The 13,656-nt window shown below is 68.4% G+C and carries 12 protein-coding genes; all 12 read left to right on the top strand.

Features of this window, described 5'->3' with window-relative positions; genetic code table 11:
- Positions 1-3: 3 nt before the first annotated feature.
- The 12 genes from K5880_RS16105 (at position 4) to dnaK (ending at position 13,610) form a co-directional block, all read left to right on the top strand.
- Positions 4-768, top strand: a complete 765-nt coding sequence (locus K5880_RS16105) for an SDR family NAD(P)-dependent oxidoreductase (protein ID WP_297654475.1) — start codon at positions 4-6, stop codon at positions 766-768.
- A 124-nt stretch (positions 769-892) separates the two neighbouring features.
- Entirely contained in the window at positions 893-1,312 is a 420-nt protein-coding gene (locus K5880_RS16110; protein ID WP_297654478.1) for an acyl-CoA thioesterase, read from the top strand.
- 49 nt (positions 1,313-1,361) lie between these two features.
- Positions 1,362-2,495 (top strand): ABC transporter substrate-binding protein, encoded by a 1,134-nt coding sequence (locus K5880_RS16115; RefSeq protein WP_297654479.1) that lies wholly within the window; start codon positions 1,362-1,364, stop codon positions 2,493-2,495.
- 298 nt (positions 2,496-2,793) lie between these two features.
- A complete protein-coding gene (locus K5880_RS16120) occupies positions 2,794-3,834 on the top strand; it encodes a branched-chain amino acid ABC transporter permease (protein WP_297654481.1) in 1,041 nt (346 codons plus the stop codon).
- A gap of 1 nt (position 3,835) precedes the next feature.
- Positions 3,836-5,605 (top strand): branched-chain amino acid ABC transporter ATP-binding protein/permease, encoded by a 1,770-nt coding sequence (locus K5880_RS16125; protein WP_297654483.1) that lies wholly within the window; start codon positions 3,836-3,838, stop codon positions 5,603-5,605.
- Position 5,606: 1 nt separating this feature from the next.
- Positions 5,607-6,344 carry an ABC transporter ATP-binding protein gene (locus K5880_RS16130; RefSeq protein WP_297654485.1) on the top strand — a complete coding sequence of 246 codons (738 nt, stop codon included), beginning with the start codon at positions 5,607-5,609 and terminating at the stop codon, positions 6,342-6,344.
- A gap of 38 nt (positions 6,345-6,382) precedes the next feature.
- Positions 6,383-8,092 carry a tannase/feruloyl esterase family alpha/beta hydrolase gene (locus K5880_RS16135; RefSeq protein ID WP_297654488.1) on the top strand — a complete coding sequence of 570 codons (1,710 nt, stop codon included), beginning with the start codon at positions 6,383-6,385 and terminating at the stop codon, positions 8,090-8,092.
- Between the two features lie 18 nt (positions 8,093-8,110).
- Positions 8,111-9,814 carry an acyl-CoA dehydrogenase family protein gene (locus tag K5880_RS16140; protein WP_297654490.1) on the top strand — a complete coding sequence of 568 codons (1,704 nt, stop codon included), beginning with the start codon at positions 8,111-8,113 and terminating at the stop codon, positions 9,812-9,814.
- A gap of 22 nt (positions 9,815-9,836) precedes the next feature.
- Positions 9,837-10,361 carry a MarR family transcriptional regulator gene (locus K5880_RS16145; RefSeq protein ID WP_297654493.1) on the top strand — a complete coding sequence of 175 codons (525 nt, stop codon included), beginning with the start codon at positions 9,837-9,839 and terminating at the stop codon, positions 10,359-10,361.
- 152 nt (positions 10,362-10,513) lie between these two features.
- A complete protein-coding gene (locus K5880_RS16150) occupies positions 10,514-10,855 on the top strand; it encodes a winged helix-turn-helix transcriptional regulator (RefSeq protein WP_297654496.1) in 342 nt (113 codons plus the stop codon).
- Positions 10,856-11,022: 167 nt separating this feature from the next.
- Entirely contained in the window at positions 11,023-11,583 is a 561-nt protein-coding gene (grpE, locus tag K5880_RS16155; protein ID WP_297654499.1) for a nucleotide exchange factor GrpE, read from the top strand.
- Between the two features lie 89 nt (positions 11,584-11,672).
- On the top strand, positions 11,673-13,610 hold the full coding sequence (gene dnaK / locus K5880_RS16160; protein ID WP_297654502.1) for a molecular chaperone DnaK: 1,938 nt from the start codon (positions 11,673-11,675) through the stop codon (positions 13,608-13,610).
- Positions 13,611-13,656: the final 46 nt, after the last annotated feature.

A 13,656-nucleotide genomic window follows, 5' to 3' on the forward strand; every position in this document is an offset into this window, starting at 1 on the left:
ACCATGAACATTCAAGGACACGCCGCCCTCGTCACCGGCGGCGGCTCGGGCCTCGGCGAGGCCACCGCGCGCGAACTGGCCCGGCTGGGCGCCAAGGTCGCGGTGCTCGACGTGAACCTGGACAACGCGAAACGTGTGGCGGTCGACATCGGCGGCGTGGCGTGCCAGTGCGACATCACCGACACCGACAGCCTGCAGAACGCGCTGGCCCAGGCCGCCGCCGCGCACGGCCCCGCGCGCATCCTGATGAACATCGCCGGCATCGGCACCGCCAAGCGCGTGGTCGGCAAGGACGGCAACCCCGCGCCGCTGGAAGACTTTGCGAAAGTCATCAACGTCAACCTGATCGGCACCTACAACGCCAGCCGCCTGTTCGCCGCGGCCTGCGCAAAGCTCGATCCGCTGGAAGACGGCGAGCGCGGCGTGATGATGTTCACCGCCAGCGTGGCCGCCTTCGACGGCCAGGTGGGCCAGCAGGCCTACAGCGCTTCCAAGGGTGGTCTGGTGGGCATGACGCTGCCGATGGCGCGCGACCTGGCGCAGCACGGCATCCGCGTCTGCACCGTCGCGCCCGGCCTGTTCAGCACGCCGCTGATGAAGCAGTTGCCCGAGCCGGTGCAGGCCTCGCTGGCGGCAAGCATCCCGTTTCCGTCGCGCCTGGGCAAGCCCGAGGAGTTCGCGCAACTGGCCGCGCACATCGTGACCAACACGCACCTCAATGGTGAAGTGATCCGCCTGGACGGCGCCCTGCGCATGGCCCCCCGGTAATGGACCACCCCCGCGCCGCACCTTCGGTGCGTCACCCCCTCAAGGGGGCGATACCTGCAGCCCGGCAAAGCCGGTTCTGCGGTATCTCCCGACCAGACACCCCGAGCCGAAAGCCATTCTTCTCATGACAAAAACCGTGATCTACGAAGTGGAAGTGATGTTCGGCGACTGCGACCCGGCCGGCATCGTGTTCTTTCCGAATTTCTCGAAGTGGATGGACGCGTCCTCGCTGAACTTTTTCGTCAAGTGCGGCGTGCCGCCCTGGCGCGAACTGGTGAAGACGCGCGGCATCGTCGGCACGCCGCTGCTGGAGATCCACACCAAGTTCGTGCGCCCAGCCACGTATGGCGAGCGCATCCAGATCCACACCAGCGTGACCGAATGGCGCGAGAAGGTGTTCATGCACAGGCATGTGGTGAAACGCGGCGACGAGCTGCTGTGCGAGGGCACCGAGACGCGCGCCTTCGTGATCCACCCGCCCGAGGCACCCGAGCGCATCAAGGCCATTCCCGTGCCCGAGGACATCAAGGCCCTCTGTTCCTGACCCTGTTCCTGACCCCGTTCCCCCCAACCACCCCAGAAGGAGACATTCCATGAAAATTGCAAAGACGCTGGTGACCATCGCCATCACGGCCCTGACCGGCACCGCCGCGCTGGCCGACATCAACATCGGCGTGAGCCTCTCGCTCACCGGCCCCGGCTCCGGCCTGGGCATCCCGATGCAGAACCAGTTCAAGCTGTTCCCGCCGACCATCGCCGGCGAGAAGGTCAACCTCATCATCCTCGACGACGCGACCGACCCGGGCAAGGGTGCCGCCAACGCGCGCCGCTTCGTGACCGAGGACAAGGTCGACATGATCATCGGTTCGAGCATCACCGCCGTGGCCGCCGCCATGAGCGACATCGCCACCGAGGCCGGCACGGTGCAGCTCACCGGTTCGCCCGTGGGCCTGCCGCCCGGCAAGGACAAGTGGGTGTTCCGCCTGCCACAGTCCAACACCGTGATGGGTCACGCCGTGGTCGAGCACATGAAGAAGCAGGGCATCAAGACCATCGGCTTCCTGGGCTACACCGACGCCTATGGCGAGCAGTGGCTCAAGGAAAGCGCGCCGCTGCTGGAGAAAGCCGGCATCAAGGTGATCGCCACCGAGCGCTTCGCGCGCACCGACACCAGCGTGACGCCGCAGGCCCTCAAGATCACCGCTGCCAACCCGGACGCGGTGCTGATCGTGGCTTCGGGTTCCGGCGCGGCCATGCCGCACATGGCCATGGTCGACCGCGGCTACAAAGGCAAGATCTACCAGACGCATGCCGCGGCCACGCAGGACCTGATGCGCGTGGGCGGCAAGGCCGTCGAAGGCGCCTACGTGGTCTCCGGCCCGGCCGTGATCGCCGAGCAGTTGCCCGACAGCCACCCGTCCAAGAAGGTCGCCATCGACTTCGTGCAGAAGTACGAGAAGGCCGTGGGCGTGGGCCTGCGCAACCAGTTCGCCGGCCACTCGTACGACGCGCAGATCGTGCTGGAAAAAGTGATCCCGATGGCGCTGAAAAAGGCCAAGCCCGGCACGCCGGAATTCCGCGCCGCGCTGCGCGACAGCATGGAAACCATGGGCCGCACCGTCTTCTCGCATGGCGTGATGAACTGGACGCCCACCGACCACTGGGGCTACACGATGGAAACCGGCGTGATGCTGAAAGTGGTCGACGGCAAGTTCAAAGTTGAATGATCGAGAGCTCCCCCCTGCGCCGCTGACGCGGCTTCCCCCCTCTGTGGCGCGCCTTCGGCGCTTCGAGGAGGGACGGCATCTCGGGCCGGCGCAGCCGGACCCTTGATGCCTCTGGAGGGAGGCACGTCACGCGTGACGAGGTCTTCTGGCTCCCTCGCCCCTTCGGGGAGAGGCTTGGCCTGTCCTGAGCTTGTCGAAGGAGGGTGAGGGGCAGGCGCAAAGGGGGTCTTTCTTCGGAAGATCTTGTGCGTCGCCGGTTGAGGTTTTTTCTGCGCTGTCTTTTCTCGTTAGGCTATTTATGGACTTCTCCATTGCCAGCATTCTGTTGCTCGACGGCCTGACCAACGGCGCGGTGTATGCGCTTCTGGGTCTGGCCACGGTGCTGGTGTTCACCGTCACCCGCATCATCTTCATTCCCCAGGGCGAGTTCGTCGCGTACGGCGCGCTCACCCTGGCCATCTTCCAGACCGGCAAGGTGCCCGGCACCGTGTGGTTGCTGCTGCTCCTGGCCGGCCTCGCGGCCCTCATGGACCTGGCCGAACGCTGGCGGCACCAGCGCAGCGCCCTGCCTGCCTTCAAGGCGGCGCTGCGCACGCTGGCGCTGCCGCTGCTGGTCTCGGCGCTGGCCATCTGGGCCGCTCCGCGCCAGTTCCCGCTGATCGCGCAGGCCGCGCTCAGCGTGGCCGTGGTCACCGTCTATGGCCCGCTGGTCTACCGCGTGGCCTACCAGTCGCTGGAGAGCGCCACGCCGCTGGTGTTGCTGATCGTCTCGGTCGGTGTGCACTTCGCCATGACCGGCCTGGGCCTGGTGTTCTTCGGCGCCGAGGGCTTCCGCAACCCCGCCTTCTGGGACGAGCGCTACACCATCGGTCCGGTCATGCTCTCGGGCCAGGCCATCATCACCGGCGCGGCCACGCTGGCGCTGATCGTGCTGCTGTGGCTGTACTTCGAGCGCTCGCTGCGCGGCAAGGCGCTGCGCGCCACCGCCGTCAACCGCACCGGCGCACGCCTCATGGGCATTTCCTCGCAGGCGTCGGGTCAGCTCACCATGACCATGGCCGCCTTCATCGGTGCGCTCTCGGGCCTGCTGATCGGCCCCACCACCACGGTGTTCTACGACTCGGGCTTCCTGATCGGCCTCAAGGGCTTCGTCGCCGCCGTCGCCGCCGGTCTCTCCAGCTATCCCGGCGCGCTCATCGCCGCGCTGTTCGTCGGCGTGATCGAGGCCTTCGGTTCGTTCTGGGCCAGCGCCTTCAAGGAAGTGATCGTGTTCACGCTGATTCTTCCCGTCCTGCTGTTCAGATCCCTGCGCAGCAAACATGCCGACGAGGACCACTGACATGCCGAAGCTGCACAACCTCGGCCTGCTGATCCTGGCCCTCGCGATCCCGCTGGTCGCGGTGCTGCCGCTGCCCGACTTCTGGATCGCGCAGCTCAACTACATCGGCATGTACAGCATGACGGTGATGGGCCTGGTGCTGCTCACCGGCGTGGGCGGCCTGACCTCGTTCGGCCAGGCCGCGTTCGTCGGCATTGGCGCCTACACCACCGCCTGGCTCACGCTCAACCTCGGCATGTCGCCCTGGATCACGCTGTTCATCGGCCTGGGCCTCACGGCCGGCAGCGCGCTGCTGGTGGGCCTGATCACGCTGCGCATGTCGGGCCACTACCTGCCGCTGGCCACCATCGCCTGGGGCCTGTCGCTGTACTACCTCATGGGCAACCTCGACGCCCTGGGCAAGTACGACGGCCTGCTGGGCATCCAGAGCCTGTCCATCGGTGGCTTCGACATCGGCCAGGGCCGCGCCTTCTTCGTGCTCACCTGGTTCATCCTGCTGGCCTTCGCCGCCGCCCTGCTGCACCTGCTGGACTCGCGCGCGGGCCGCGCGATCCGCTCGCTCAAGGGTGGCTCGCAGATGGCCGAGGCCATGGGCATCAGCACCTTCCGCTACAAGGTCACCATCTTCGTGCTGGCCGCGCTGTTCGCCTCGGTCGCGGGCTGGCTGCTGGCGCACTTCCAGCGCACGGTCAACCCCTCGGCCTTCGGCCTGAAGATGGGCATCGAATACCTGTTCATGGCGGTCATCGGTGGCGTGGGCCACGTCTGGGGCGCCATCGTCGGCGCGGGCCTGATCCGCGTGCTGGAGGACCAGCTGCAGGTGCTGTTGCCCCGCCTGATGGGCACCAGTGGCAGCTACGAAGTGATCGTGTTCGGCATCGCGCTGGTGGTGGTGCTCAAGTACCTGCCCGACGGTCTGTGGTCGCTGGTCGCACGCTTCGTGCCGAAGCCGCCGCGCAAGGTCGACTGGCAGGACGCCGCGGCCTTGCCCGAACGCGCCCGGCCCGCCACCGGAGCGCTGGTGCTCGACGTGCGCGACGCACGCATGCAGTTCGGCGGCCTGGTGGCGGTGAACGACATCAGCTTCCAGGTCCATGCCGGCCAGATCGTCGGCCTCATCGGCCCCAATGGCGCGGGCAAGTCCACCACCTTCAACCTGGTCACCGGCGTGCTGCCGGCCACCAGCGGCGCGGTGCACTTCCAGGGTGGCAACGTCGTGGGCAAGCCTTCGCGCGAGATCGCGCGCCTGGGCATGGCACGCACCTTCCAGCACGTCAAGATGATCCCGGACATGACGGTGCTGGAGAACGTGGCCCTGGGCGCGCACACACGCGGGCGCAAGGGCGTGCTGCCGGCCATGCTGCGCGCCAACCGCGCGGAGGAGCGGCAGCTGTTCCGCGAGGCGCAACGGCAGCTGGAGCGCATCGGCATGGGTGAGCACCTGCACGAGCAGGCCGGCAACCTGGCCATGGGTCCGCAGCGCCTGATGGAAATCGCGCGCGCTCTCTGCGCCGACCCCACCCTGCTGCTGCTCGACGAACCCGCCGCCGGCCTGCGCCACAAGGAGAAGCAGGACCTGGCCGATGTGCTGCGCCAGCTCAGAGGCGAAGGCATGAGCATCCTGCTCGTGGAACACGACATGGACCTGGTGATGCAGATCTGCGACCACCTGGTGGTGATGGAATTCGGCACCCTGCTCACCCAGGGGCCGCCCGCGCAGGTGCAGCAGGACCCGAAGGTCCGCGCCGCCTATCTGGGAACGGAACACTGACATGAGCACCCCACCCATTCTTCAGGTCAAGGGCCTGCGCGCCGGCTACGGCCGCGCCGAGGTGCTGCACGGCATCGACGTCGAGGCCCAGCCCGGCGGCGTGATCACCGTCATCGGCCCCAACGGCGCAGGCAAGTCCACGCTGCTCAACACGCTCATGGGCATCCTGCCCGGCCAGGGAACGATCGAGTTCCGCGGGCAGGACATCACCACCCTCACGCTGGAGGAACGCGTGATGAACGGCATGGCGCTGGTGCCCGAGAAACGCGAACTCTTCGGCACCATGCCGGTGGAGGACAACCTGCTGCTCGGCGGCTTTCGCCAGATGCGCCTGGGCAATGCGAAATGGCGCAGCCGGCTCGACGACGTCTACGGCATCTTCCCGCGCCTGCAGGAGCGCCGCACCCAGCTCGCCGGCACGCTCTCGGGCGGCGAGCGCCAGATGCTGGCCGTGGGCCGTGCCCTCATGTCCGCGCCCGACCTGCTCATGCTCGACGAGCCCAGCCTGGGCCTGGCGCCGCTGATCGTGCGCGAGATCTTCGCCATCATCGAACGCCTGCGCCAGACCGGCGTGACCATCGTGCTGGTGGAGCAGAACGCGCGCGCCGCGCTGCAGGTGGCCGACCACGGCTACGTGCTGGAAATGGGCGAACTCAGCGCCCAGGGCCCGGCCAGCGAACTCGCCAGCGACCCGCGCGTGATCGAGACCTACCTCGGCACCGCGCGCCAGAGCGCCTGATTGGATCCCGTTCACAACAGCCCCCCAGGAGACACACCATGAAGACCCCCGCATCCGCCCTGCGCGCGACGCTGCCCGCCGCGCTCGGCCTGGCGCTCGCCGCCTGCGCCACCGCCCCGGGCTCGTCGCCCCCGGCCTCGCTCAAGCCCGCCGTGGGCGCGAGCCTGCGGCAGTGCGAGACGCTGCCGGCGCAGTTCCGCTTCGACCAGACGGCGATCGACTCCGCGGCGCCCGTGGCCGCGGGCGGCCTCGTGCAGGCCGGCCAGCCGGTGGCGGCGCACTGCCTGGTCAAGGGCCAGATGCACAAGCGCAAGGGCAGCGACGGCCGCGACTACGCGATCGGCTTCGAGATGCGCCTGCCCCAGGCCTGGAATGGCCGCTTCTACTACCAGGGCAACGGCGGCCTGGACGGTGCCGTGCGCCCGGCCGAGGGCGCGCTCGGCGGCGGCCCGCTCACCGGCGCGCTGGCGCAAGGTTTCGCAGTCATCAGCTCCGATGCCGGCCACACCGGCGCGCAGACCACCGTCTTCGGCCTGGAGCCCCAGGCCCGGCTGGACTACGGCTACCAGGCCGTGGCCAAGCTCACGCCCATGGCCAAGGCCCTGATCGCCAGCGCCTACGGCAAGGCGCCGGACCGCTCCTACATCGGCGGCTGCTCCAACGGTGGGCGCCACGCCATGGTGGCGGCCGCTCGCCTGGGTGAACAGTACGACGGCTACCTGATCGGCGCACCCGGCTACCGCCTGCCCAACGCGGCGCTGGCACAACTGTGGGGCGCGCAGCGCTGGATGCCGCTGGCCACGCCCGGCGCGACGGTGAAGCATCCGCTCAACCCCAGTGCCAACATTCCCGACCTGGCCAGCGCCCTCACCGCCGCCGAGCGCCAGACCGTGGCACGCGCCGTCCTCAACCGCTGCGACGCGCTCGACGGCCTGAGCGACGGCATGGTGCAGGCCACCCAGGCCTGCCAGGCCGCTTTCGACGTGGTGCGCGACGTGCCCAGCTGCGGTGGCACGCGCGACGGCAGCTGCCTCACCCCCGCGCAGAAGAGCACGCTGGCCCAGGTGCAGGCCGGTGGCAAGGCCGCCAACGGCCAGCCCATCTACAGCGCCTTCCCGTACGACGCGGGCATCGCCGGCAGCAACTGGGCGACCTGGAAGTTCGTCAACTCGGTGGCGCTGGACCCGCTCTCGGTCGGCACGGTGTTCACCGCACCACCGGCCGCGCCGGTGAACCCGGCCACGGCCCACATCGATGCGCTGCTGGCTGCGGTCTCAGCCACAACCGACACCTACCGCGAATCAGGCCTCTCGCTCATGAGCCCGCCCGGCCACGACCAGGCCGGCAGCCTGCTGCCGCTGCGCGCGCGCGGCGCGAAGATGGTGCTGTACCACGGCGTGAGCGACGCGATCTTCTCGGCCGAGGACACACGCCAGTGGGTCGAACGCGTCAACCAGCCCGACTTCGCGCGCTACTTCCCGGTGCCCGGCATGAACCACTGCAGAGACGGCCTGGCCACCGACCAGTTCGACCTGCTCACGCCGCTGGTGAAATGGGTCGAACAAGGTGTGGCCCCGCAAGCCGTGACGGCCAGCGCGCGCGGCGCGGGCAACCCGGGCGGCGCCAACGCCGAACTGCCGGCCACATGGGCGCCCGACCGCACCCGGCCACTGTGCGCCTACCCTAGCGTGGCGCGCTACAACGGCAGCGGCCCGGTCGAATCCGCCACCAGCTTCAGCTGCCGCTGATCAGCACCGATCCCGCCGATGAACGCCTACCTGCCCCAGCCCGAACGCCACGCCCACATCCTGTTCGGCGTGCTGCGCGCGCACGAGCGCCTGGCCGAACTGCCCGCGCTGGCCGAGCACGCCGACACCGCCCTGCTCACGCAGGTGATCGAAGAGGCGGGCAGGTTCGTCGGCGAGGTGGTGGCGCCCCTCAACCGCGACGGCGACGAAACCGGCGCGCAGTGGAAGGACGGGGTCGTCACCATGCCACCGGGCTTTCGCGAGTCGTACCAGGCCTTCTGGCAGGCCGGCTGGCCCTCGCTCGCCTGCGCGGTGGAAGACGGTGGCCAGGGCCTGCCCACCGTGGTGGAAGCGGTGCTGCACGAGCAGCTCAACGCCGCCAACCACGGCTGGACCATGGCACCCGGCCTGCTGCATGGCGCCTACGAATGCATTCGCCACCACGGCAGCGACACCCTGAAGGCGCGCTACCTGGAGAAGCTGGCCAGCGGCGAATGGCTCGCCACCATGTGCCTGACCGAGCCGCACGCGGGCAGCGACCTGGGCCTGGCGCGCACGAAGGCCGTGCCCTTGCCCGACGGCCGCTTCGCGCTCAGTGGCACCAAGATCTTCATCTCGGGCGGCGAACACGACCTGAGCGACAACATCGTGCACCTGGTGCTGGCGCGCCTGCCCGATGCGCCCCCCGGCCCCAAGGGCCTCTCGCTGTTCCTCGTGCCCAAGTTCCACGAGGACGGCACGCGCAGCGCGGTGCACTGCGAGCGCATCGAAGAGAAGATGGGCATCCACGCCAGCCCCACCTGCGTGATGCGCTTCGACGAAGCCAGGGCCGACATCGTGGGCGAACCCGGCAAGGGCCTCAACGCCATGTTCGTGATGATGAACGCCGCGCGCCTGCTGGTCGGCCTGCAGGGCATCGGCCTGCTCGACGCTGCCTGGCAGAAGGCCAACGCCTACGCGCAGGAACGGCGCCAGATGCGCGCGCCCGGCAGCGCGAGCAAAGCCGGCGAACCTGACGCGATTGCCCTGCACCCGGCGATGCAGCGCATCCTGCAGACCCAGCGCGCCTGGATCGACGCCGGGCGCGTGCTCGCCTACCGCACCGCGCTCGAACTCGACGCCCAGAAACACCACCCGGAAGCCTCACGGCGCGAATCGGCCGCGCGCTGGTGCAGCCTGGTCACGCCGGTGCTCAAGGCCGCCTGGACCGAACAGGCCTTCAGCGGCGCCAGCGCCTGCCTGCAGGTGTTCGGCGGCCACGGCTACGTGCGCGAGTGGGGCATCGAGCAGCACGTGCGCGACGCGCGCGTGGCCATGATCTACGAAGGCACGAACGAGATCCAGGCGATCGACCTGCTGCTGCGCAAGACCCTGCCCGATGGCGGTGCCGCGCTGCTGGCGCTGCTGGGCGAACTCGGTACCGACCTGGCCGCCCTGCCCGGCGCCGGTCGGACGCGGGCCGCGATCGCGCGCCTTCAGAACTTCCTGCGCGACGAACTGCTGCCGCAGGCCGCCACCGAAGGCGCGCCGCCCGGGCGACCGTTCTGGCTGGCCGACGACTTCCTGCGCGCCACGGCGCTGCTGCTCATGGCCTGGGCCTGGTCGCGCATCGCGGCCGCACCTGGTGGCGACGCCACCGCCGAAGCCGCCTTCTGGCGCTGGGTCTGGCCCGAGTTCGACATGCGCATGGCCATGATGGCCGGCACCCTGGCAACCGCCTGAACCGCCACGCTATGCTCTGAACATGCCCGAGACCTCGACCGCCAACGCCCTGCGCCGCCCGCGCGCGGCCCGCAAGAACGACGGCGCCGACACTTCCTCTGGCGCCACCAGCGGTGCGCCCGAGGTCGACACCGCCTACCTGGAAACCCTGCTGGGCTACAACGCGCGGCGTGCGGCGCTGTCGGTCATCACCGTGTTCCTGCGCCGCATGGAGCCCTTCGGCCTGCGCCCTGTTGACTTCTCCGTGCTCTCGGTGGTGGCGCACAACCCGGGCATCACATCGCGCCAGATCTGCGCCGCGCTCGACATCCTGCCACCCAACCTGGTGGGCCTGGTCAAGGGCCTGCACAAACGCGGCCTGGTGCTGCGCAAGCCCCACCCCACCGACCGGCGCGCGCAAGGCCTGCACCTCTCGGCCGCCGGCCAGCGCCTGTACCGTGAGGCCCAGGCCACCGCCACCATGCTCGAACACGAGGTCTCGGGCCGGCTCTCGCCCGAGGAGCTGCAGGTCCTCATCGGGCTGCTGCGCAAGGTGTACCGCCCGTAGGCCGCCCGGGCCGCCCCGGCAATCCGGGTAAATCCGTAGCCTTGGTCTTTGCGCCACATTGCTGCAATGCACGCAGCTAGCAAACTGGTAGCGCGCGACGTTCCTGCCTATAGTGGAAATGCCCGGAACAGGGCCGACCCAGGAGACAGCGCATGAGTGCCAAGGACAATGCCGCCGTGATGCAGCTCTTCGACCTGCTGGAATCGCGCTACGCCATGCGCGTGATCTGGGCCCTGAGCGACGGCCACCCCCAGACCTTCCGCCTGCTGCAGGACAGCGTGGGCGGCGTCACGCCCAATACCCTGAACACCCGCATCAAGGAGCTGCGCGCGGCCCGTCTGGTCGACCACGGCGGCCAGGGCTACCGCCTGACCACCCAGGGCGCCGAGCTGGCGCGCCGCCTGGCCGAAGTGCAGCAGTTCGCGGGCAAGTGGTCGCACCAGCAGGCGCGCGTGGCAGCCGGCCAGCCGAGCCCGCGCCCCGCCGGGACTTAGAATCACCCCCCGGGGCCCACCTGCCCCGCTCCGGGCCGATCGCCGCTCACAGCGCCGGCACCTCCCTGGTGGTCAATCGCCACCCACCCCCTTGAATCCGCAGCCACAGGCCCCAACTGTCGCGCATGGCCTCCGCTGGCCCTTGTTTTCACGTACTTCAACTACCCATGAGCCAGACGCCTGACCACAACAACCCGCCCGACCCGAACACGCCCGCCAGCCCGGAGGAGACCCTGGCGGCCGAAGCGGCCAATGAGGCCGACGCCCTGGCAGCCCTGACCCAGGAGCTCGCCACGCTCAAGGCACAGAACACCGACCTGGCCGATCAGTTCCTGCGCGCCAAGGCCGAGGCGGAAAACGCGCGCCGCCGCGCCGAGGAAGAGGTCAGCAAGGCGCGCAAGTTCGCGGTGGAGAGCTTTGCCGACAGCCTGCTGGCCGTGGCCGACAGCCTTGAGGCCGGCCTGTCCATCCAGGAAGCCACGCGCGAGCAGTTGCGCGAAGGCTCTGAAGCCACGCTCAAGCAGCTCAAGAGCGCGCTGGAGCGCCACAAGGTGCTGGAGATCAGCCCGGCGCCGTCCACGAAGTTCGACCCCCACCAGCACCAGGCCATCAGCGTGGTGCCGGCGGACCAGGAGGCCAACACCGTGGTGACGGTGCTGCAAAAGGGATACCTCATCGCCGACCGCGTGCTGCGCCCGGCCCTGGTGACGGTGGCCGCGCCGAAATGACGGCGCGGCGGCCTTGAAATACCCACCAGTTATCCACACCTTCCCCACATCGTTTTTCACATCTTCATTTTTCGCATCGGAGCAACAACATGGGACGAATCATCGGCATTGACCTGGGCACCACCAACTCGTGCGTGTCCATCATGGAAGGCAACACCACCAAGGTGATCGAGAACGCCGAGGGCGCGCGCACCACGCCGTCCATCGTGGCCTACCAGGAAGACGGCGAGGTGCTCGTGGGCGCATCGGCCAAGCGCCAGGCCGTGACCAACCCCAAGAACACGCTGTACGCGATCAAGCGCCTGATCGGTCGCAAGTTCACCGAGAAGGAAGTGCAGAAGGACATCGACCTGATGCCCTACTCCATCGTCGCGGCCGACAATGGCGACGCCTGGGTGGAAGTGCGCGGCAAGAAGATCTCGGCCCAGCAGGTCAGCGCCGACATCCTGCGCAAGATGAAGAAGACCGCCGAGGACTACCTGGGCGAGCCGGTGACGGAGGCCGTGATCACGGTGCCCGCTTACTTCAACGACGCCCAGCGCCAGGCCACGAAGGACGCCGGCCGCATCGCCGGCCTCGACGTCAAGCGCATCATCAACGAACCCACCGCCGCGGCCCTGGCCTTCGGCCTGGACAAGCAGGAAAAGGGCGACCGCAAGATCGCCGTCTATGACCTGGGTGGCGGCACTTTCGACGTGTCCATCATCGAGATCGCCGACGTCGATGGCGAGAAGCAGTTCGAGGTGCTCTCCACCAACGGCGACACCTTCCTGGGCGGAGAAGACTTCGACCAGCGCATCATCGACTACATCATTGGCGAGTTCAAGAAAGAGCAAGGCGTCGACCTGAGCAAGGACGTGCTGGCCCTGCAGCGCCTCAAGGAAGCCGCCGAGAAGGCCAAGATCGAGCTCTCCAGCTCGGCCGCGACCGACCTGAACCTGCCCTACATCACGGCCGACGCCTCGGGCCCGAAGCACCTGAACATCAAGCTCACGCGCGCCAAGCTCGAAGCCCTGGTGGAAGAGCTGATCGAGCGCACCATCGCGCCCTGCCGCACCGCCATCAAGGACGCGGGCATCAGCGCCTCGGACATCCACGACGTGATCCTGGTCGGCGGCATGACCCGCATGCCCAAGGTGCAGGAGAAGGTCAAGGAGTTCTTCGGCAAGGAGCCGCGCAAGGACGTCAACCCCGACGAGGCTGTGGCCGTCGGCGCCGCCATCCAGGGCCAGGTGCTCTCCGGTGACCGCAAGGACGTGCTGCTGCTCGACGTGACCCCGCTGAGCCTGGGCATCGAAACCATGGGCGGCGTCATGACCAAGATGATCCAGAAGAACACCACGATCCCGACCAAGTTCGCGCAGACCTTCTCGACCGCCGAGGACAACCAGCCGGCCGTGACCATCAAGGTGTTCCAGGGCGAGCGCGAGATCGCATCCGGCAACAAGCTGCTCGGCGAATTCAACCTCGAAGGCATTCCGGCCTCGCCGCGCGGCATGCCGCAGATCGAGGTGTCGTTCGACATCGACGCCAACGGCATCCTGCACGTGGGCGCCAAGGACAAGGGCACCGGCAAGGAAAACAAGATCACCATCAAGGCCAACTCGGGTCTGTCGGAAGACGAGATCCAGCAGATGGTGAAGGACGCCGAGCTCAACGCCGCCGACGACAAGAAGAAGGTCGAACTCGTGCAGGCGCGCAACCAGGCCGAGGCCATGGTGCACAGCGTGAAGAAGTCGCTGGGCGAGCACGGCGACAAGCTCGAAGCCGCCGAGAAGGAAGCGATCGAGACCGCGCTCAAGGACGTGGAGGAAGCTGCCAAGGGCGAGGACAAGGCCGAGATCGAGGCCAAGACCGAAGCCCTGATGGCCGCCAGCCAGAAGCTGGGCGAGAAGGTCTACGCCGCGTCCCAGGCCGAGCAGGCCGCGGCGGCCGCTGCCGAAGGCGGAGACGCCCAGGCCGGCAGCAGCAAGCCGGCCGACGACGACGTGGTCGACGCCGAAGTCAAGGAAGTGAAGAAGGCCTGATCGAGGTTGATCCGCTTTTGACGATCATTCGCCGCGCCGGGGCAAC

The organism is Hydrogenophaga sp. (assembly GCF_025699295.1).
GTDB lineage: Bacteria > Pseudomonadota > Gammaproteobacteria > Burkholderiales > Burkholderiaceae_C > Hydrogenophaga.